The 20,837-nt window shown below is 69.5% G+C and carries 20 protein-coding genes; 14 read left to right on the top strand and 6 right to left on the bottom strand.

All coding sequences use genetic code 11. The annotated features are described in order from the left end of the window. Nucleotides 1-28 precede the first annotated feature (28 nt). From AB0H56_RS18430 to AB0H56_RS18420, 3 genes are read right to left on the bottom strand one after another with little or no spacing between them, the layout of a single operon-like run. Nucleotides 29-1,873, bottom strand: coding sequence for an ABC transporter ATP-binding protein (locus AB0H56_RS18430; RefSeq protein ID WP_357164333.1), 1,845 nt, complete (start codon nt 1,871-1,873; stop codon nt 29-31). Next, nucleotides 1,870-2,808: an ABC transporter permease gene (locus AB0H56_RS18425; RefSeq protein WP_357164330.1), complete on the bottom strand. Its 939-nt coding sequence runs from the start codon at nt 2,806-2,808 to the stop codon at nt 1,870-1,872. Before AB0H56_RS18425 ends, AB0H56_RS18430 begins: the two co-directional genes overlap by 4 nt. Then, nucleotides 2,805-3,782, bottom strand: a complete 978-nt coding sequence (locus tag AB0H56_RS18420) for an ABC transporter permease (protein WP_357164327.1) — start codon at nt 3,780-3,782, stop codon at nt 2,805-2,807. The genes AB0H56_RS18425 and AB0H56_RS18420 overlap by 4 nt, the downstream gene beginning before the upstream one ends. Before the next feature lie 86 nt (nt 3,783-3,868). Between AB0H56_RS18420 and AB0H56_RS18415 the strand changes: the two genes are divergently transcribed. Continuing rightward, entirely contained in the window at nt 3,869-4,696 is an 828-nt protein-coding gene (locus AB0H56_RS18415) for an HAD family hydrolase (RefSeq protein ID WP_357164324.1), read from the top strand. Nucleotides 4,697-4,763: 67 nt separating this feature from the next. Here AB0H56_RS18415 and AB0H56_RS18410 read toward each other — a convergent pair whose 3' ends face one another. After that, entirely contained in the window at nt 4,764-7,241 is a 2,478-nt protein-coding gene (locus tag AB0H56_RS18410; RefSeq protein ID WP_357164321.1) for an N-acetylmuramoyl-L-alanine amidase, read from the bottom strand. A gap of 237 nt (nt 7,242-7,478) precedes the next feature. Between AB0H56_RS18410 and AB0H56_RS18405 the strand changes: the two genes are divergently transcribed. Beyond that, nucleotides 7,479-8,984: a SpoIID/LytB domain-containing protein gene (locus AB0H56_RS18405; protein WP_357164318.1), complete on the top strand. Its 1,506-nt coding sequence runs from the start codon at nt 7,479-7,481 to the stop codon at nt 8,982-8,984. Between the two features lie 93 nt (nt 8,985-9,077). Here the strand turns inward: AB0H56_RS18405 and AB0H56_RS18400 are convergent, their stop codons facing one another. Continuing rightward, the gene (locus AB0H56_RS18400; RefSeq protein ID WP_357164315.1) at nt 9,078-9,578 is read right to left on the bottom strand and encodes a MarR family transcriptional regulator; all 501 of its coding nucleotides are present in this window, start codon (nt 9,576-9,578) and stop codon (nt 9,078-9,080) included. 102 nt (nt 9,579-9,680) lie between these two features. On the opposite strand from AB0H56_RS18400, the gene AB0H56_RS18395 reads away from it, so the two are divergent. After that, entirely contained in the window at nt 9,681-10,619 is a 939-nt protein-coding gene (locus tag AB0H56_RS18395; RefSeq protein WP_357164312.1) for an EamA family transporter, read from the top strand. A gap of 12 nt (nt 10,620-10,631) precedes the next feature. On the opposite strand, the gene AB0H56_RS18390 is transcribed toward AB0H56_RS18395, so the two are convergent. Beyond that, a complete protein-coding gene (locus AB0H56_RS18390) occupies nt 10,632-11,258 on the bottom strand; it encodes a helix-turn-helix domain-containing protein (protein WP_357164309.1) in 627 nt (208 codons plus the stop codon). Between the two features lie 106 nt (nt 11,259-11,364). Here AB0H56_RS18390 and AB0H56_RS18385 point away from each other — a divergent pair, with 106 nt between their 5' ends. From AB0H56_RS18385 to AB0H56_RS18335, 11 genes are all read left to right on the top strand, one after another. After that, nucleotides 11,365-12,078: an SDR family oxidoreductase gene (locus tag AB0H56_RS18385; protein ID WP_357164306.1), complete on the top strand. Its 714-nt coding sequence runs from the start codon at nt 11,365-11,367 to the stop codon at nt 12,076-12,078. Nucleotides 12,079-12,146: 68 nt separating this feature from the next. Continuing rightward, nucleotides 12,147-12,905, top strand: coding sequence for a TipAS antibiotic-recognition domain-containing protein (locus tag AB0H56_RS18380; RefSeq protein WP_357164303.1), 759 nt, complete (start codon nt 12,147-12,149; stop codon nt 12,903-12,905). Nucleotides 12,906-13,155: 250 nt separating this feature from the next. After that, nucleotides 13,156-13,578 carry a hypothetical protein gene (locus AB0H56_RS18375; protein ID WP_357164301.1) on the top strand — a complete coding sequence of 141 codons (423 nt, stop codon included), beginning with the start codon at nt 13,156-13,158 and terminating at the stop codon, nt 13,576-13,578. Between the two features lie 30 nt (nt 13,579-13,608). After that, nucleotides 13,609-14,034 (top strand): hypothetical protein, encoded by a 426-nt coding sequence (locus AB0H56_RS18370; RefSeq protein ID WP_357164298.1) that lies wholly within the window; start codon nt 13,609-13,611, stop codon nt 14,032-14,034. Between the two features lie 9 nt (nt 14,035-14,043). Beyond that, complete coding sequence (locus AB0H56_RS18365; protein WP_357164295.1) at nt 14,044-14,580, top strand: hypothetical protein; 537 nt, start codon at nt 14,044-14,046, stop codon at nt 14,578-14,580. A 52-nt stretch (nt 14,581-14,632) separates the two neighbouring features. Further along, nucleotides 14,633-15,310, top strand: a complete 678-nt coding sequence (locus tag AB0H56_RS18360; protein ID WP_357164292.1) for a hypothetical protein — start codon at nt 14,633-14,635, stop codon at nt 15,308-15,310. A 40-nt stretch (nt 15,311-15,350) separates the two neighbouring features. Then, on the top strand, nt 15,351-15,980 hold the full coding sequence (locus AB0H56_RS18355; protein WP_357164289.1) for a hypothetical protein: 630 nt from the start codon (nt 15,351-15,353) through the stop codon (nt 15,978-15,980). 270 nt (nt 15,981-16,250) lie between these two features. Continuing rightward, the gene (locus tag AB0H56_RS18350) at nt 16,251-16,991 is read left to right on the top strand and encodes a hypothetical protein (RefSeq protein WP_357164286.1); all 741 of its coding nucleotides are present in this window, start codon (nt 16,251-16,253) and stop codon (nt 16,989-16,991) included. Nucleotides 16,992-17,072: 81 nt separating this feature from the next. Then, a complete protein-coding gene (glf, locus tag AB0H56_RS18345) occupies nt 17,073-18,290 on the top strand; it encodes a UDP-galactopyranose mutase (protein WP_357164283.1) in 1,218 nt (405 codons plus the stop codon). Continuing rightward, the gene (locus AB0H56_RS18340) at nt 18,287-20,221 is read left to right on the top strand and encodes a glycosyltransferase (RefSeq protein ID WP_357164280.1); all 1,935 of its coding nucleotides are present in this window, start codon (nt 18,287-18,289) and stop codon (nt 20,219-20,221) included. The genes glf and AB0H56_RS18340 overlap by 4 nt, the downstream gene beginning before the upstream one ends. Nucleotides 20,222-20,310: 89 nt before the next feature. Beyond that, entirely contained in the window at nt 20,311-20,823 is a 513-nt protein-coding gene (locus AB0H56_RS18335; protein ID WP_357164521.1) for a phosphatase PAP2 family protein, read from the top strand. The last annotated feature ends 14 nt before the right edge of the window (nt 20,824-20,837 follow it).

Here is a 20,837-nt window from a genome sequence, read left to right as displayed (position 1 = left end):
GCGTCGAGTTCTCATGGCATCTCCTGGCTCAACCGCTGACGACGGGTTCCGGTACGGCCGCGATCAGCTTGCGGGTGTATTCGTGCTGAGGATTCGCGAAGATCTGCTCCGCCGGGCCGGATTCGACGATCTTGCCGCGCAGCATGACCGCGATGTCGTGGGCGAGGTTGCGGACCACCGACAGGTCGTGGGAGACGAACAAGTAGGACAGGCCGCGTTCGGCTTGCAGGTCGCGCAGCAGGTTCAGGACGCCTGCCTGGATGGACACGTCGAGGGAGGAGACGGGTTCGTCCAGGACGAGCAGTTCGGGGTCGAGGGCGAGGGCGCGGGCGATGCTGATGCGCTGTTTCTGACCGCCGGAGAAATCGGCGGGGTAGCGCTCGGCGTGCTCGGGGCGCAGGCCGACCTGGCGCAGCAGTTCGGGCACCCGGCGGTTGACCTCCTCGTGCGAGCGGCCGTCGATGCGCAGCGGTTCGGCGAGCGCGTCGAAGATCGGCAGGCGTGGGTCGAGGGAGGCGCTGGGATCCTGGAAGACGATCTGCATCTTGCGGCGGATCTCGCGGGTGCGTGCCTTGGTGAGGGCGGCGACGTCGGTGCCGAGCACCTCGATGGTGCCCGCCTGCGGGCGCACCAGGTCCATGATCTGGCTGAGCGTGGTCGACTTGCCCGACCCCGATTCGCCGACCAGCGCCAGCGTGCGGCCGGCGCGGACGCTGAAACTGATGCCGTCGACCGCGCGGACCTCGCCGGTCTTGCGGCGCAGCACCACGCCGGAGGTGAGCGGGAAGGTCTTCACCAGGTCGGTGACCCGCAGCACCACCTCGGAATCGACGGCCTCCGGCTTCGGCGGTGCCGGGATCTCCTTGCGGTAGGCCTCGAACAACTGCGCGGTGCCGACCTCGGCGGTGCGGATACAGGCCACCGCGTGCCGGGGCGCGACCTTCTCCAACGGCGGCTCCGCGGCGGTGCAGTCGTCGATCGAGATCGGGCAGCGGGGGGCGAACGAGCAGCCGCGTGGCAGCGCGTGCATGGCCGGAGGCGCGCCGACGATCGGGATGAGTGGGGAGCGTGCCGGCCCGTCCATGCGCGGGATGGACCCGAGCAGGCCGACGGTGTACGGCATTCGCGGCGCGGTGAAAAGCTCAGCGACCGGGGCGGTTTCGACGACCTTGCCCGCGTACATCACCGCGACCCGGTCGGCGATGGTGGCCGCGATGCCCATGTCGTGGGTGATCATGATGACGCCGGCGCCGGTGATGTCGCGCGCCTTGCGCAGCAGGTCGAGGATCTGGCGCTGCACCGTCACGTCGAGTGCGGTGGTCGGCTCGTCGCAGATGATCAGCGCCGGATCGTTGGCGATGGCCATGGCGATCACCACGCGCTGGCGCATGCCGCCGGAGAACTCGTGCGGGAAGTTCCGCGCGCGCAGCCGCGCATCGGGGATGCCGACGAGCTCCAGCAGGTCGATCGCGCGTTCGCCCGCCTCCTTGCGGGTCATCGAGCCGTGCGCGAGCAGGGCCTCGGCCACCTGGTCGCCCACCCGGTACACCGGGGTCAGCGCCGAGAGCGGGTCCTGGAACACCATGCTGATCGAGGAGCCACGCAACTTCGACATCTGCTTGTCGCCGAGACCGAGCAGCTCACGCCCGCGCAGCCGGATCGAGCCCTGCACGCGCGCCTGTTCGGGCAGCAGGCCGATCACGGCGAGCGAGGAGACCGACTTGCCGGAACCGGATTCGCCGACGATGGCGAGCACCTCGCCGTCGGCGACGGTGAAGTTCACCCCGCGCACCGCGTCGACGCGCCCCTCCTCACCGGGGAAGGAGACGCGCAGGTCGGTGACTTCGAGCAGCGGCGCGGTCGAGGTCGTCATCGCTTCTCCTTCTGCTCGGCGATGTCCTTGCGCGCCTTGCGGGCGCCGCGCGCGCCGGGGTCGAAGGCGTCGCGGAGCCCGTCGCCGACGAGGTTGGCGCACAACACGATCGTGATCAGCAGGCCACCGGCGAACAGGAACAGCCAGGGGTAGGTGAGGGCCGACTTGGTGCCCGCGGCGATCAGCGAACCCAGCGACACATCGGGCGGCTGCACGCCGAAACCGAGGAAGCTCAAGCCGGTTTCGGCGCTGATGGCGGCGCCGACGGCGAGGGTGGTGTCGATGATCAGGATCGAGGCGATGTTCGGGAGGATGTGGCTGATGATGATCCGGCGGGTCGGCGCGCCCATGTATCTCGCGGCGCGGATGAACTCGCGTTCCCGCAGACTCAGCGTGAGGCCGCGGATGATGCGCGCGGAGATCATCCACCCGAACACGCTGAGCAGCGCGATCAGGATGATGATCGACCCGGAACCCTTTGTGCGCGGGGCGAACAGGGCGATGATGATGAACGCGGGCACGACGAGCAGCAGGTCGACCAGCCACATGATGGCCCGGTCGGTCCAGCCGCCCAGCAGCCCGGCAAGCGCGCCCGCCGTGGCTGCGATGACGCTGGCGAACAGCGCGACGCAGAAGCCGATGATCAGTGACTTCTGCAGCCCACGCATGGTCTGGGCGAGCACGTCCTGGCCGATCTGGGTGGTGCCGAACGGATGTTCGGCACTCGGCGGCTTCAGCAGCGCCTTGTAGTCGATCTGCTGGTAGTCCCACGGCAGCAGCGGCGGCACCGCGAAGCTGGCGATCAGCAGCAGAAGCAGCACGGCCGCGCCGACCACGGCGGGCTTGTTGCGCAGGAATCGGCGCCAGACCAGCTTGCCCCGCCCCGCCGCGACCGGCTCGGGTGCTCCCGCGACGATGAGTTCGGTTTCTGTCATGAGATACGCACCCTCGGGTCGAGCAGCGCCAGCACGATATCGGACAGCAATCCCGACACCAGCACCACCAATCCGGCGAAGGTGGCGACCGTGACGACGATGTAGAGGTCCTGGGCGTTCACGCCGTTGACGAACCATTCGCCGACGCCGTGCCAGCCGAAGATTCGTTCGACGAACACCGATCCGGTGATCAGTCCACCGAGGCTGTAGGCGAACAGCGTGGCCATCGGTATCAGCGCGGTGCGCAGGCCGTGCTTGTACAGGGCGCGATTGCGGGAAAGCCCCTTCGACCTGGCGGTGCGGATGAAATCGCTCTGCAGTACGTCGAGCATGGCGTTGCGCTGGTAGCGGCTGTAACCGGCCGCGGCGCCGAGTACCAGCACCAGCGTCGGCAGCACGAGATGCTGTGCGCGGTCGACCATCTGATTCCAGAAGCCCACGACCTGATCGGCCGAGGTCTCGCCGGTGTAGAGGAAGATCTGCGTACCTGCGGCCGTATTGATCTGTAGCGCACCGTATTTCAGCAGGGTGGCCAGCAAGAACACCGGCGTCGAGATGATCAGCAGGGAAAGTATCGTCGTGAAATAGTCACTGAACCGGTACTGCCGGATCGCGCCCGCCGCGCCGATCAACACACCGAGCACGGTGCCGAGCACCGAACCGAGGATCAGCAGCCGCAGGCTCACCGCGACGCGACGGCCCAATTCCTCACTCACCGGCTGCCCGGCCAGTGTGGTCCCGAAATCCCCTTGCACGACACCGCCGAGCCAGGTGAGATAGCGCTGGGGGATCGGCTCGTCGAGATGCAGTTCCTCGGCCTTCGCGTCGATCACGGACTGCGGCGGACGTGGATTGCGCTGCTCGAGACTGTCGAGCGGACGGAACGTGAGCGAAGCCAGGCTGAACGTGAGGAACGAGGCCAGCAGCAGGAGCACGACGTAGTTGAGCGCGCGCCGCAACAAGAAGCCGGTCATCAGTCCCCTCTGGATCGCGTATTCAGGCCCTGATCATAAGGACAGTCCGGCGTCGGCGTGTGGCGACGTGCGGCAGGATGGAACGGATGACGCCCGTGCACCCGAAACCGCAACTGGTCGCCACCGATGTCGACGGCACCCTGATCGACGACCTCGACAAGGTGTCGGCCCGTACCAAAGCCACCGTCGCCGCGCTCGTTGCCGACGGAGCCACCTTCGTGCTCGCGACCGGCAGGCCGCCCCGCTGGATCGAGCCGGTCGTCAGCGAACTCGGGTACGCGCCGCTCGCGGTGTGCGGCAACGGCGCCGTCATCTACGACAGCGCCAGTGATCGTGTGCTGTCCAGCCACACCCTCGACGTCGACACCCTCGCCTGGCTGGCCGAACTCGCCGAACGCGCGCTACCCGGCTGCGGGCTGGCGACCGAGCGGGTCGGCGCGAGCGCGCACGACGCGGCCACCCCGCAGTTCGTCAGCTCGCCCACCTACGAGCACGCCTGGCTCAATCCCGACGACACCGTCGTCTCGCACGCCGAGGTCATCGACGCGCCGGCGATCAAGATGCTGATCCGGCTCAGTTCGGCCCGCAGCTCCGAGATGCGTGCCGCGCTGGCCCCGCTGATCGGCGACCGTGCCGAGATCACCTACTCCACCGAGAACGGGCTGATCGAGCTCGCGGTACCCGGCATCACCAAGGCCTCGGGGCTGGCCGAGGTGGCGCGCCGGGTGGGTGTCGACGACTCGTCGATCGTCGCGTTCGGCGACATGCCCAACGATGTGCCGATGCTGACCATGGCCGGGCACGGGGTGGCGATGGGGAACGCGCATCCGGAGGCACGGGCCGCGGCCGACGAGGTCACCGGACGCAATGTCGACGACGGGGTGGCCATGGTGCTCGAGCGCTGGTGGGGCTGAGCGACAACGAACAACGGCCGGTGCCCTCGGAGCGAGGGGCACCGGCCGTTCTTCGCCTGACCGGGTGTCAGCCGGCCGGGGCGGGTTCCGCGGCGACCGGCGGCTGCGCCGGAGCCGGCTCGACGGGGGTGGCCTGCGGCGTCGCCGGGGCCTGCGGTTCGGTCGGTGCGGGCGCGGAGGGAGTCGCGGGCACCGTCGACTTGGGGGCCGTGGTCGCCGGCGCCTGCTCCGGCTTGCCGTTCATGCCCTCCATCTCGGCCTTGTACGTCTCGTTGTAGGTCTTCCAGAACGTGGTGACGATGCCGGTGAGCTCGTTGAGCACCAGCGATCCGTTCTGGAAATCGGTGCGCAGACCGTCCGGAACGAGGTAGGCGCTGCCGGTCGGCAGACCGAGCACGCCCGCGTCGCCACCCAGGCTCAGGTAGCGATCCAGGATCGCGCCGACCACCTCGAAGACCTGGCCGTTCTCGCCGGAGAACACGTAGCCGTTGGCGAACTTGGCGTACTGGCGGCCCTCGGCGCCCGACATCAGGTCCGACTGCGGCGCGCCGAGCGGGCCGTCGACACCGCCGCGGCTCACCCAGTGCCTGGCGATCTCGTTCTCCCCGGAGAGCCCGAGCAGCTTGTCGACCAGCGCGCCCAGCTCCGCCATGTTGCCCTGCGGTGCGCGGGCCTGCTGGCTCGGCGGCCGGGCCGGCGTCGCCGGGGAGGAGTAGGTGCCCGTGTTGCTCGCGGCGATGCTGCGGATGCGGTCCATCAGCGAGTAGGCCGCGTCACCGGGGCAGTCGGTGTTGCCGACATCGCGGTGCGCGAACACCACCGGCAGGTCGACGGCCTCGTTCTGGGCGTAGGGCGTGAACTCGGTGCCCTCGGAGTACATCGTGGTGTGGCCCTTGGGGTTGAGCCCGGCCACCTTCGAGCGCCAGCCGATGAACTTGCCGATCGCGTTGATCGACTCCTCGCTCGGCGTCTCCGACTCGTAGTTGCCCATCAGCGCGACGCCCGCGGTGTTCTCGTTGAAGCCACCGGCGTGGGCGCCCTGCACCGCGCGGTCGAGACCGCCGTAGCGACCCTCGAAGATCTGGCCGTAATGGTCGACGAGGGCGTTGTAGCCGACATCGCACCAGCCGAGGGTCTCGGCGTGATAGGCGTAGATCGCGCGGACGATGCCCGCCGACTCGGCGCGGCTGTAGTCGTTGCGGCCGGCCGTGTGGTGCACGGTGATGCCGCCCAGGCCGTCGTCGTAGGTGGGTTCCTCGCAGCGGATCGACTCGTCGGCGCCCCACTGCGCGCGGGTGATCACCTTCGGGCCGCCGCCGGGCAGCGCCGCGGCGACATCGTTGAGGGCGGCGTCGATGGCGGCGCGACCCGGGTTGATCAGCACGGCCTTGAGCGCGGCCTCGGTGACGTGCGCCGGATCGCTGTGGTCGGGCGCGGCGGTCGGCTTGCGGGTGACCAGCATCTGCACGGCGGTGGTCTCGCCGACGTAGATCGGTTCGGTACCGGTCGGCGCGTCGGCCGGGGCGTGATCGGTGGCCCTGGTGTCGACCGGATCGGCGTTGTACCAGGGACCCCAGTTGCCGTCCTGCTGCTTGGCGCGCAGCTTGGTGGTGGTGTTCACCATGTCGCGCGCGGTGAGCGCGACCATGCTGAACGGGGTCTCCTGGGAGAGTTCCTTGACCTGGGCGCCGACCTGATCGATGAGGTCGGGGCCGACCGCGCCGGGGGAGAGGGCGGGGGTGTCGGGGTTGGTGCCGGGCTCCAGGTTGGCCGGGTCGGCGATGAATTTCGTGCCGGCGGGGCGGGTCTGGGCGACCGGGCCGCCCGCGGGGGCGGTGGTCGTCGGCGCGGGCGGGGTGGTGCTCGGTGCGGCCGGTGCGGGTGCGCCCGGCGCGGGAGCTGCCGGTGCGGGTGCTGCAGGCGCGGCTGGTGCGGCTGGGGCGGGTGCGGCTTCAGCGGGCGCAGGTCCCGCGGGGGCAGGCGCGGCGGGGGCCGGTGCCGCAGGGGCAGGCGCGGTGGGGGCCGGTGCCGCGGGAGCTTGGGCGGCTGGTCCAGGCGCGGCCGGGGCCGGGGCCGGTGGCTGAGTCGGCGGGGCGGTCTGGACCGACGTGCTCGGGGCAGGCGGACGACCCGGCGCGTTCTGCTGCGCGGGTGCGCCGTTCTGCGGCGTCGGTGTCGCGGTGGCCGTCGGCTGGGACTTGTTCGGGATCGGCGGCAGCGGGATCTCGGTGGGCAGCGCCACGCCCGGCGGCACCGGTAATCCCGGCGGCACCGGGATCGAGGTCGGCAGCGGCAGCATCTGCAGGTCGGACAGGTGCAGATCGGGCAGGTCGAGGCCGGTCAGCTCACGCAGGGGGATCGTGATGTCGGGAGCCGAGTTCAGCGCGACCTCCGCCAGCTGGGTCGGGACGGCGGTGAGCTGGGAATCGTTGGTGCTGCGGTAATCGGTCGAATCGCTCAGTGCGAACGCGCCGATGGGCGCTGCGACCGCGAGCGTGGTGACCACCGGGAGCACGTAGGAACGTTTCGGCTTTCGGTATCGCACGTGCCTTCTCCAATCACGGTCGAGCTCGTAGACCTTGGTGGCATCCGGACCATTACCGGCAAGTGATGCTTGCTTCCTATCGCCTCACACACCACACTAGTTAACATACGTCACACATCTCAACCTCTACTTGAGGATTATGTGATTGCTCGAATGTAGCCTTCGGAACCCGCTCGGACACGACGACATGCCGACGCGAGCGCCGCCGGTCGAACACCGAAACCGTGGGAGCGCAAGATGAGAGCCGACTTCAAGATCAACCGCAGAACCCGCCGCGGCACCAGGCGCCGCGCGGCGCCGATGCTGCGGACGGTGCCGCTGCCGGTGCTCGTCGGCGGTTCCGCACTGGCGCTGACCGGCGCGATCGGGCTGTGGCAGGTCCTCCCCGGGCAGGTCACGCCGACGGTCGGGGCCGGGCACGGGCGCGGGATGAGTCAGGTCGGCGCGTTCGACAACGCGCGTGCGGGCTGGAGCGCCGAGGAGATCCTCGGCCACTACTACCCCGGCGCCGAATTCGGCCAGATCGGGCAGACGACGATCGGCGTGCGATTACAGGCGCAGGACGATGCCACCCTCGACACCTTCGCCGCCGCGGGCGCGCAGGTCGCGGGCCGGATGATCGGTCCCAACGAGGCCGCGCACCTCACCCCGCTCCCGGACGGCGGCGCCAGCGTCGTGGTGACCGCGGGCTGCGACGGCGAGGTGCTCTGGCAGGCCGCGACCGACGACCCGTTCGTCTATCCCGTCGACGCCGGGCCGGGCAGGCCCGCCGACGAACACCTCACGCTGTGCGGCGGCACCGCCTATCGCGGCGCGCTCGGTGTCGCGCTGGAGAACGGCGCGTACCGGACCGTCAACCAGGTCGACCTGGACGACTATCTCGCCGGCCTGCTGCCCGCCGAGATGCAAGCCAACTGGGCCGATCAGGGCGCGTTCGAGGCCCTGCGCGCGCAGGCCATCGCGGCCCGTTCCTACGCGCTCGCCGAGAACCGCTACCCCTACGCGCAGACCTGCGACACCACCGACTGCCAGGTGTATCCGGGGACGGTGAAGGAGGACGCGCGCACCACCGAGGCGGTCGCGGCCACCGTGGGCACCGTGCTCCTGCGCGACGGGCTCATCCTGCGCACCGAGTACTCGGCGGCCCCCGACGGCGGCCGCCCCGCCGACATCGAGACCTTCGCCGTTGGCCCCGCGCCCGACGAGCTCGTCGAAACCGCCCCGGCGCCAACGGCTCCCACCGCGCCGACGCGGCCCGACCCGACCATCGAGGCACTCGCGGGCGAGAGTGCGATCGACACCGAGTACCGCCGCATCGGCGGTCCCGAGAGCTCGATCGGCGCGCCCATCGGCCCGGAAATGCTGCTGCCGCAACGGGCGGGCACCTACCGGATGTACACGAACGGCGTGATCATCGCGACGAAGACCCTCGGCGCGCAGGTGGTCGATTTCTCGACGCTGCTGCAGTTGGTTCCGGACGTAGCCGATCAGTTGCCACCGTCCGCGTCGGCCGATTCGGACAGCCCCGAAGCTGGTGCGCCGCAGGGGGTTCCGCCGGGCGGCGCGAGGCCCGCCGCGCCGGGCGAGCAAGCTCCTGGCACGCACGGCGGGCAGGCCCAGGTGCCGCCGGGGCAGCCGGTGCCTGCGGACCAGGCTCCGGTCGGACAGCTCCCCGTCGACCAGGTGCCGGCCGAAAGCATTCCGGCCGAACAGGTTCCGGTGGCACCCGCGCCGGTCGGCTAGCGCCGGGACCCGCCGATCGATCCGGCACGGAGCTCGTCGCTCAGCACGGACCCGGCGGACATGTTCTGGCGGAAGGGTTTCCGAGATCGGTGCTCAGTCGAGCTTGGTGTCGTCGAGCCCGACGGCGAGTGCGCGGAGCAGGCCCTCGAGCTGCGCGCGATCGTCGGTGCCGAGGGACGCGAGCAGGCGTTGTTCATTGGCCATGTGCAGTGGCAGCAGCTCGTCGACCAGGGCGCGCCCCTCGTCGGTGAGCTGGACGAAGACCGAGCGCCGGTCGTCGGCGCAGGGGGCGCGGCGGACGAGGTTCTTGGCGGCCAGGCGGTCGATGCGGTTGGTGATCGCGCCCGAGGTGACCATGGCGGCGCGGTTGAGCGCGCCCGCGGTGAGGCCGGAGTCGCCGCCGGAGCGGCGCAGCGTGGCGAGCACGTCGAACTCCCAGAATTCCAGCCCGTGCGCCGCGAAGAAGCGTTTGAGCTCCTGGTCGAGCAGGCGGGAAAGGCGGGTGATCCGCCCGATGATCGCCATCGGTGAGACGTCGACGTCCGGCCGCTGCTGCGCCCAGTGCTCGGTGATCAGGTCGATCGCGTCCCGCATGCGATTTCCTCTCGATTGAAACTCTTAACGTTCATCTACTTGACGTTGAGCAGCTCCGCCGGGTAGATATTTCAACGTTGAGATTATCAATCAGGAGCGAACATGACGATCGCGACCCGCCCGACCGGCTACGCGGGCACCCTCGCACTCACGGCCCTCACCCCCATCGTGTGGGGCTCCACCTACGCGGTCACCACCGAGTTCCTGCCGCCGGACCGGCCGCTGTTCACCGCGCTGGTGCGCGCTCTGCCCGCCGGTCTGCTGCTGCTCGCGTTCACCAGGACGCTGCCGCGCGGCGCCTGGATCGGCCGGGCCGCGGTGCTCGGCGTGCTCAATATCGGCGCGTTCTTCCCACTGCTGTTCGTCGCCGCGTACCGGCTGCCCGGCGGTGTGGCCGGGGTGCTCGGCGCGGTGGCGCCGATGTTCGCGCTCGGTCTGGCGGCCGTGCTGCTCGCCGAGGTGCCCACCCGGCGCAAGCTGCTCGCAGGGGTGATCGGCGTCTTCGGGGTGTCGCTGGTGGTGCTGCGCGGCACGGTCGAGCTCGACCTGATCGGGGTGGCCGCCGGGCTGGCGGGCGCGGCGTCGATGGCGGCGGGCACGGTGCTGACCAAGAAGTGGGGGCGGCCCGACGGCGTCGGCCCGTTGGCCATGACCGGGTGGCAGCTCACCGCGGGCGGCCTGTTCATCCTGCCGCTCGCCGTGCTGATCGAGGGTGCTCCGCCCGCCCTCGACGCGCGGGCCGTCGGCGCGTACCTGTACCTCGGCATCATCGGCACCGCGCTCGCCTACTGGCTGTGGTTCCGCGGAATCTCGCGCGTACCAGCCACTTCGGTGGCCTTCCTCGGTCTGCTGAGCCCGATGTCGGCGGCGGTGATCGGCTGGATCGCGCTCGGTCAGGCGCTCACGCCGCTGCAGGTCCTCGGCCTCGCCATCGCCCTCGCGGGCACCGTGCTCGGCCAGATCCCACCCAGGGCGGGTGTGGAAACCGTTGCGGTCCAGCCTGATCCGGCAGCCGCGCGGCCACTTGCCGCGGCACGCTGACGGGGGCAATCCTCAGCCGCGCATCACCTGCATCAACTGGTCCTCGGTGAGGGCCGGAACGGGCAGGGGGTGCGCGGCTTTCGCGCGCAGGCCGTCGAGGATGAGGGCGAGATTGCGCCGCCACAGGTCGGGGGCGACGCTCGCGGTCGCGGCGAGCACGCTGGTGTGCGACCAGGTGATGAAGGCGATGTCCTCGAGCGTCCAGTCCGCGCGCAGCACGCCGGCCCGCTGGGCACGGGTGATGATCCGGCGCATCAGTTCGTGCCCGTGCGCGCGGGCACGTTCCAGCGCCGGGCTGGGTGGGTTGCGCAGAGCCAGTTCGCCGAGGATGCGGTCGTTCGCCTGCAGTGCGCAGATGCCCTCGACCAGGTGGACGAACGACTCCCACGGGTCGTCGATCTCCAGGGCCGCTTCGGCGATGCGGGTGCCCGCGCCCACCCGGTCGTCGACCGCGGCGGCGATGAGGTCGTCGCGGGTGGGGAAGCGGTTGTACAGGGTGCCGATCGCGACGCCCGCCCGTGCGGCGATGTCCTTGAGCGGCGCGTCGAGGCCGCGCTCCTCGAAGAGCGCACGGGCCGCGGTGACCAGCGCGTCGCGGTTGCGCCTGGCGTCGCTGCGCAACGGCTTGTCCTCGGGCATTCGCCGATCCTACAAATCGGCCCGCCGAAATATCTTGAGCCATGGTTCAAGTTAATGCTAGGTTGCCGATAACTTGAACCAACACTCAACTTGATGGGGTAGTCGGATGAGCACACTCGCGATCTTCGGATATGGGCCGGGGCTCGGCGCGGGCACCGCGCGAGCCTTCGGGCGCAAGGGTTTTCGGGTGGCGGCGATCGGCCGCGACGCTGGGGCGGCCGCCGAAAGGGTGGCCGCCTTGCGGGCGGACGGGATCGACGCCGAGCCGTTCACGGCCGACATCACCGATCCCGCCCAGCTGACCGAGGTGATCGGGCGGGTCGAGGAGAAGCTCGGGCCCATCGAGGTGGCGGTGCACGCGGCCGCGGCGGGAATCGCGGTTCGGGTGGAGTCCACCCGCGCGGTCGACGTCGCCTCGCTCGAGCAGCCGCTCGCGCTCAAGGTGTACTCGTCGATCCGGCTCAGCCGCGCACTGCTGCCCGGCATGGTCGCGCGCGGGCGCGGCGCGCTGCTGTTCTCGTCCGGCGCGTCCGAGGAGAATCTGCAGCCCTATCTGGCGAATATGGGCGTCGCGCTCGGCGCGCAGCGCGCGTATGTCCGGCAGCTGGCCGCCGAACTTGTGGGCACCGGGGTCTACGCGGGGCTGCTCTCGATCGGTGCGCTCATCGAGCACAGCGCGGTGCAGGAGCAGGTCGACGCGCACCCCGAGCTGATCCCTGACGGGATGGTGCTGCCGCGCATCGGCAATGCCGAACTGGGCGCCGAGTACTGGCGGATGTACACCGAACGCGACACCGTCGAGGTGGAGATCGGGTTCTGAGGTTCGGTGTTGACATTGACGTAACGTCAACTTGCAGACTGGTCTCACCGACGAGAAAGGAGCTGGTCATGGCGGGTGAATGGTCCATCCAGGACCTCGCGAAGGCCGCGGGCACCACCAGCCGGACGCTGCGCCACTACGGGCAGCTCGGCCTGCTGGAGCCGAGCCGGATCGGCGCCAACGGCTACCGCTACTACGACCAGAACTCCCTGATCCGCCTGCAGCGCATCCTGCTGCTGCGCGAACTCGGCCTCGGCCTTCCGGTGATCGCCGAGGTTCTCGCCGGTGAACAGGACACCGCGGGCGCACTGCGCACCCACCTGGAACTGCTTCGGCAGCAACAGGATCGGATCGCGCGCCAGATCGAATCGGTGTCGACCACGTTGCACAAGACCGAAAGAGGTGAACCACTCATGGCCGCAGAGGTTTTCGACGGCTTCGACCACACTCAGTACAGGGACGAGGTGACCGAACGCTGGGGCAAGGACGCCTACGAGAGCGGCGACCGCTGGTGGCGCTCGCTCACCGAGGCCGAAAAGCAGACCTTCCTGCAGGCCCAGCTCGACATCGCCGCCGACTTCGGAAAGGCGCACGCCGCCGGGCTTCCCGTCGAGGGCGACACCGTCCAGGCCATCGTCGAACGGCACCGCGCCTGGCTCGGCGACGGCACCCAGGGCAGGGCCGTCACCGACGAGTACCTGGTGGGGCTGGGCGAGATGTACGTCGCCGACCCGCGCTTCCGGAAGAACTACGACGTCCACGGCGACGGCACCGCCGAGTACATCCTCGAGGCCTTCCGCGCCTACGTCGCGGGGAAGTCGGCCTGAGGGATCGGCGGTCGTGCGGCCGGACGATGAGGTGATGACCGCGCTCGGACAGTTCGTGTCCGAGCGCGGTTCTCGTCCGCGTGCCGCGGGTACGCTTCCCCTCGGCGCCCGGCAAGGCGCTCTATCGTGTCTCGATTCGGGGGAAGCAATGTCCATTCAGGCTGCACCACAAGGGTTTCCGCTCCGTCGCGCGCACTCCGCGCCGCCCGGGCCGGCCGTTGTCGCGGGGGTACTCGCACTGTTGGGCGGGGTGCTCGGGCTGGTCTGGGTGCAGATGGGGCTCGCCGGAATGCGGGTCGTCGAAGAGATGTGGGATCCGAAGGTCGACGTCGACTGGGCGGCGATGCAGCTGGAGAACCAGCTCGAGCTGGGCATCGGCGCGGTCTTCGCGGTGCTGCTCGGCCTCGGTGGCGCACTCCTGCTCGCCCGCCGCGCGGCCGGGCTCACGATGGTGCTCATCGGCAGCGGGTTGGGGGTCTTCGTCAACCTCGGCCCGATCGTCACCGATCGCAGTGCCGGGTTGAACCTCCTGCATGTCGGCCTGCTGCTCGGGAGCGTGCTCGTGCTGGTCGCGGCGGTGCTGCCGGCAACCCATCGGTGGGTCGAAGCCTGCGGGAACGCCCAGGCCACCGCGGTGAACACCCCGCGTCCGCCGGTTCCGCCGTATAACTGACGGCGACGTCGACAAGTAGCGGGGACAGTGGTGGAGCAGGTGCGGCCGGAGCGGCCTTCGCGCGCGGTGACCGCGCTGATCGCGGGCTGGCTGGGGGTGCTGGTCGGGGTGGCCGGGATCGTCGTCGGCACGGCGACGGCGGTGCTGCGGGTCGTCGGGCGTGAGATCGACCTCGACTACGTGGGCGCGGGGATCGTCGGCGGGCTCGGGGTGGTGTATCTGCTCGGGGCGGCGCTGTTGCTGCGGCGGCGGATGCTCGGCCGCCGGGTACTGATCACCGTGACAGCGGTGATGGCGGCGGCGACACTGCTGGTCATCGTGCTCAACGGGGCCAGTCACGGCTGGCGGCTCGGGCCGCTGGATTTCTGGCTGGCGCTCAACGCGGCCATCCTGGCGCTGAGCCTGAGCGAGCCGACGCGCCGCTGGACCACGACGCGCTCGCCCGGCACGGGATAAGTTCTGAGGATGGTCGTGCGGGAAACGAAGTCGACAATCGGTGAGGCGGCGGCGATCACCACCGTGTGCTGCGCCGGGCTGGCCGCTGCCGCGAACCTGGTGGGGGCCGTCGTCCTGGTGCGCTCGTTCCTGCGCGATCCCGCCCAGCTCGACGACTCGCTGACGCTGTTCGCCACGCTCGGCGCCCTGGTCGCCGCCTTCGCCTTCGGTTACGGCGGCGTGCTGCTGTGGCGGCGCGACGAGTCCGGACGCTGGATGCTGATCGTCGCCGCGGGCGTCCAGGCCGGTCTCGGCGTGCTCGGTCTGCTGGCCACCCTGGTGAACTACGACCCCGAATACGGCATCCACTGGTTCCCCGCGGAATCGGTGCTCCGCTCGATTCCGGTCGGCCTCGGCGGGGTACCCGGTGCGGTGACGGCGATCGTGAACCACAGCTGGGCAGCCGCCCTCGCCGCGCTCGCCCTCGGTGTACTGGTGCTGCTTCCCGCGGCACTGCCATGGACGGCCGCGTACACGACCGACCGCCCCGGCTCACCGACCGTATAGTTTCCGCGACGGCGAGCCTGCGCTCACGACACGTTTCACGAGGGGGGATCCGATGGGTTATCCGTATGGACCGCAGCAGGGCGGCGACCCGTACGCGGGTGGGTACGCCCAGCCGGGGTACGCGCCCGATCCCTATGCCGGTGGGTATGCCCAGCCGGGGTATGCGCCTGATCCCTACGCGGGCGGTTACGCTCAGCAGGGCTATGCGCCTGATCCCTATGCGGCGCAGGCTCATTACGGGGCCCAGCCCTATCCCTACGGCGCCCAGCCCTACGGGTACGGCGCGCCCCCTTACGGTTACGGGCAGCCGAGACCCAGTGGCGGTACGGCCATCACCGCCGCGGTGCTCGCGTTGCTGATCTCGCTGGTCACCTGTGGCGGCATGGCGATCGCCATGGTCGCGGTCACCAGCCTGCGGAATCCGACAGCCGCGAATTTCGCCCCCGCGGCCGGCGGATTGGCAGTCGGACTGCTCTGGCTGCTCGGGTCGATCCTGCTGTTCCGTCGTAAGACCGCGGGCCGGGTGATCCTCATCGTCCTGTCCAGCATCGCCGTTATCGGCGGCGGAATCGCGACCGCGATCGGCGCCTCGGGTTCCGGGGAACCTGCTGCCGGGCTGATCGGCGGCATTGTCGGGCTGTCCATTCCGCTATTGATCTTGGTGATGGCTGCCGCGCCCTCCACTGGAAGGTGGATTCGAGCGGGCCGCCAATTGGCCTATCCGTACTGATCGCAACGCGATCGCGCCGTCGACCAAGAGGGGGATTCGAATGGGATATCCGTACGGCCCGCAGGGCCACGACCCGTACGCGGGTGGACATGCGCAGCCGGGTTACGGTGATCCCTATGCCCAGCAGGGCTACGCCTACGGCGCACCCGCCTACGGAGCGTCGGCCTATGGGGCTCAGCCGTATCCGCCGCCCGCCTATGCACATGGGTACGCCGCACCAGGTTACGGCCAACCACGCGCGGGCGGCGGTACCGCGATCACGGCTGCCGTACTCGCACTGCTGATCGCGTTGGTCGTGTTGATCGGCATCGGAATAGCCGCCATTGTCATCCTCGGTGAATCCACCGGCGAGGAGGAGCCGATGCTCGGGGTGCTCGCGTTCGGTTGCATTCCCGGGTCGCTGTGGCTGCTCGGCTCGATCTTGCTCTTCCGACGCAAAACCGCTGGGCGGATGCTACTCATCGTGCTGTCCAGCTTCACGATTCTCGGCGCCGGTTCCTCGATAGCCCGCGCGTCGTCGAGGGGCTTCGAGACCGCACCGGGCTCGCTGATTCTCAGCGTCGTCGCAACCTTCGTCCCGCTACTCATCCTGATCTGCGCCGCAGCCCCCGCCACCGGCCGCTGGATCCGTGCCGCGCGTCAGCCCGCGTACGCTCCCTATCCGTACTGACGCGCGATACGGGGGATTCATGAGTCAAGGGGAGTGGTGGCAGTCGCCTGGGACCGGTGGTTCGGTGCCGCCGGGGTATCCACCGCTGCACAGTTTTCCGCGCCGCGAGGCACCCACACGCGGTGGCATGTTGGTACCCCGGCTGACGATGGCGTTCGCCCTGGCCCTCGCCGCGGTGCAAGCACTCGCCGCACTGAGCGACCGATCAATGACCGCGGAGCCACAGCCTGTGCCCTCGGTCGGCGGGCGTGCGAACACGGAGGTGCACGCGTGAGTCACCCGTCCGGTCATGAACCGAAGCCGGTTGCGTCCGCCGGTGGCGAATGGTGGCAGGCGCCGATGGCGCGCGATGGACAGATGTCCGCTCCCTCGGTCCCTGAATTCGTGCAGCCGAGTGCGGCGGCCGGGTATCGCGGGGCAGGGTATGCAGGAGGCCGACCACGGGTGACGAGCTCCGTTCGGGTGTCCGTGCTCGCACATCGGGGGGCGATCGCGCTCGCCGTTGTGCTGGCCGGATTCGCCGTGTTCGCGGTGACAGTCGGATTCGGGGCAATCGATCTGCTCGGCCCGGGCGACCCGGACAACTCCCGTCGGATCCTGGCCATGACTGTGGCCCACATGGTCGCGGTTCCGGCATGGGCCGGCGCCGCGGTGCTGCTTTGGCGGCGAATGACCGCAGGTCGTGTGCTGGCAGCGGGACTGGCGGTCGTCTATTTCGCGATCAACGCGTTCGGGCGCGACTCGATGTTCAGCATCATGGTGACCATGTACATCCACGACGTGGGATGGGGCAGCGGTGTCGTCATCGGGGAGCGACCGGGGGTGCGGATCACAGCGGCGGCGGCGGTACTGGCAGCGCTCGTACTCATGCTCGTGCTGATCTCACTGCTTGCCGGCCGCCGACAGAACCGGCCAGGCCCGGCACCCATCGGCTACGCGCACCCCGGTCCGGCCGGTCACGTCGACGGCAATCCCGGCCCCGCGACACCCCCGCACCACCCCTACCGCTGACCCCGCGGCATCGTCGCAGGTCATAGCCTGGTCGGTGACTCCGCCGGGACAATCGACAGTCTTCCGATACGCTGGGCACCCGTGACCGTCGCATCGTCCCCGGGTAACTCCGACAATTCTCCGTACGACCTGATCGTGGTCGGCTCCGGCTTCTTCGGCCTGACCGTCGCCGAGCGTGCCGCGAACCTGCTGGGTAAGCGGGTGCTGGTGCTCGACCGCCGCTACCACCTCGGTGGCAACGCCTACTCGGAGCCGGAACCGGAAACCGGTATCGAGATCCACAAGTACGGCGCGCACCTGTTCCACACCTCGAACAAGAAGGTGTGGGACTACGTCACCCAGTTCACCGAGTTCACCGGCTACCAGCACCGGGTGTTCGCGCTGCACAAGGGGCAGGCCTACCAGTTCCCGATGGGTCTGGGCCTGATCTCGCAGTTCTTCGGCCGGTACTTCACCCCCGACGAGGCCAAGGCGCTCATCGCCGAGCAGGCCGCCGAGGTGCAGACCGCCGACGCGCAGAACCTCGAGGAGAAGGCGATCTCGCTGATCGGCCGCCCGCTCTACGAGGCGTTCGTGCGCGACTACACCGCCAAGCAGTGGCAGACCGACCCGAAGGAACTGCCCGCGGGCAACATCACCCGCCTGCCGGTGCGCTACACCTTCGACAACCGCTACTTCAACGACACCTACGAGGGCCTGCCCAAGGAGGGGTACACGAAGTGGCTGGAGAACATGGCCGCCTCCGAGCTCATCGACGTGCGCCTGAACACCGACTGGTTCGACGTGCGTGACGAGATCCGCGCAGCCAGCCCGGACGCTCCGGTCGTCTACACCGGCCCGCTGGACCGCTACTTCGACTACGCCGAAGGCGAACTCGGCTGGCGCACCATCGATTTCGAGACCGAGGTGCTCGAGACCGGTGACTTCCAGGGCACCAGCGTGATGAACTACAACGACGCCGACGCGCCCTTCACCCGGATCATCGAGCCGCGCCACTTCCACCCCGAGCGCGACTACCCGACCGACAAGACGGTCATCATGCGCGAGTTCTCCCGCTTCGCGCAGACCGGTGACGAGCCGTACTACCCGATCAACACCCCCGAGGACCGGTCCAAGCTGCTGGCCTACCGCGAGCTCGCCAAGAAGGAGACCGCGGAGTCGAAGGTCCTGTTCGGTGGCCGCCTCGGCACCTACCAGTACCTGGACATGCACATGGCGATCGGTTCGGCGCTGAGCATGTTCGAGAACGTGCTGCGCCCGCACCTCGAGTCGGGCCAGACGCTGGTGGACGAGGCGTGAGCGCGCAGCCGGTGTTGGACGAGGTGACGACCGGGACCCGCGCCATCTCGCTGCTGCAGCGGATCATCCTGCCGCGGCCGGGCGAGCCGCTCGACGTGCGGACCCTCTACCTGGAGGAGTCCACCACCAACGCGCGCCGCGCGCATGCCACCAGCCGGACCGCGCTCTCCATCGGCGCCGAGTCGGAGGTGTCGTTCTGCACCTACTTCAACGCGCTCCCGGCCAGCTACTGGCGGCGCTGGAGCGTGCTGAACTCGGTGGTGCTGCGGCTGGAACTGGCCGGGCACGGTCGCGTCGACGTCTACCGCTCCAAGGCCGACGGTTCGCGAATCCACGTGCAGGGCAAGGAATTCGCCGTCGCCCAGGGCGCGGAGTCGGTGACGGTCGAGTTCGAGACCGATCTGGGTCCGTTCGAGGACGGCGGCTGGATCTGGTTCGACATCACCACCGACACGGCGGTCACCCTGCTGGCCGGTGGCTGGTACGCACCGCAGGAGGCGCCGGGCACCGGCAGCATCGCGGTGGGCATGCCGACGTTCAACCGGCCGACCGACCTGGTCAAGACGCTGGCCGCGCTCGGCTCCGATCCGCTGGTCCTGGACAACATCGCCGCCGTCATCGTGGCCGATCAGGGCAACCGCAAGGTCGTCGACGAGCCGGGCTTCACCGAGGCCGCCGCGCCGCTGGGCAACCGGCTCGCCATCCACGATCAGCCCAACCTCGGTGGTTCCGGCGGTTACAGCCGGGTCATGTACGAGGCGCTGAAGACCGACGCCGAGTTCATCGTCTACATGGACGACGACATCGAGATCGAGCCCGACTCGATCCTGCGCGCGCTCGCCTTCTCCCGCTTCGCCAAGTCGCCGCTGCTGGTCGGCGGGCAGATGCTGAACCTGCAGGAGCGTTCGCACCTGCACAGCATGGGCGAGGTCGTCGACCGCGGGATCTTCATGTGGTCCTCGGCGCCGAATGTCGAGTACGACCACGACTTCTCGAAGTATCCGCTCAAGGACCGCGACAACTCCAAGCTGCTGCACCGGCGCATCGACGTCGACTTCAACGGCTGGTGGACCTGCGTGATCCCGCGCCGGGTTGCCGAGCAGATCGGGCAGCCGCTGCCGCTGTTCCTCAAGTGGGACGACGTCGAATACGGCCTGCGTGCTCGCGACGCCGGCTACCCGACCATCACCCTGCCGGGTGCGGCGGTGTGGCACATGGCCTGGTCCGACAAGGACGACGCCATCGACTGGCAGGCCTACTTCCACCTGCGCAACCGCCTGGTCGTGGCCTCGCTGCACCTGCCAGGCGACGGCAAGCCGATGATCGTGAACACGGTCAAGGCCACCCTCAAGCATCTGCTGTGCCTGGAGTACTCGACGGTCGCCATCCAGAACGAGGCGATCCGCGACTTCCTGGCCGGGCCGGAGGGCCTGTTCGATCTGCTGCCGAGCGCGCTGGGCAAGATCCACGCGATGCGCAAGGAGTACCCGGACGCCGTGGTGCTGCCGTCCTCGACGGAGCTGCCGCTGGCCAACCATCACGGTGTCGGCGCGACCGGCGAGCCCGGCAATCCGATCGCGAAGGTCGCGCGCCTGGCCAAGGGCGTGGTGCACAACTTCCGCAAGGCCGACCCGGCCGCGCACGAGACACCGCAGCTCAACGTGCCGACGCTGGACGCGCGCTGGTTCCTGCTCTCCCAGGTCGACGGCGTCACCGTGACGACCGCGGACGGGCGCGGCGTGGTCTACCGCAAGCGTGACCCGCGCAAGGCGGCGGCGCTGCTCAAGGAAGCGATGCGCCTGCGCAAGGAACTCACCGCGCGCTTCCCGGAGATGCAGCAGCGCTACCGGGCCGCGCACGCCGAGCTGACCAGCACGGCCGCCTGGGAGAAGACCTTCGGCCTGAGCCAGAACGGAACCGAGAAGAAGTGAACGCGATCAACCCGGAACTGCCCGAACTGGAACTGGCCGAGGAAGGCTGCGGCGGCGAGTGCGCCTGCGCGTGCGGCGAGGGCGAGTACATCGAGGTGCCGCTCGAGGTGGGCATCATCAACACCGTGCAGACGACCATCGGCACCAACCCGGCGGTCGTGTCGGCCGCGCGCGGCATGTCGCACTTCGGTGAGCACGCGCTGGGCTGGGTCGGCATCGCGGCCGCGGGCTGGCTGGTCGACAAGCCGCGCCGCAGGCAGTGGGCCGGTGTCGCGGTCGGCGCCGTCGGCGCGCACGCCGCCTCGATCGTGATCAAGCGGATCGTGCGGCGCCCGCGCCCGAACAGCCCAGCGGTGCAGGTCAACGTGTCGACGCCGAGCAAACTGAGCTTTCCGTCCTCGCACGCCACGTCGACCACCGCGGCTGCGGTGTTGCTCGGTAGATTGACCGGGCTACCCTTGCCTGCGGTGCTCGTACCGCCGATGCTTCTGTCCCGGGTCGTGCTCGGGGTGCATTACCCTTCCGACGTGCTCGCCGGTTCCGCATTGGGGGCCGCGTCGGCTGCCGCTGTGCTAGCCGCCGAGAAGAGACTCCGACAGTGACCGCTACCGAAAGA

The organism is Nocardia sp. NPDC050717 (genome assembly GCF_040654275.1).
Classification (GTDB): Bacteria; Actinomycetota; Actinomycetes; order Mycobacteriales; family Mycobacteriaceae; genus Nocardia.
This window is presented reverse-complemented; position numbering and strand designations above follow the sequence as displayed.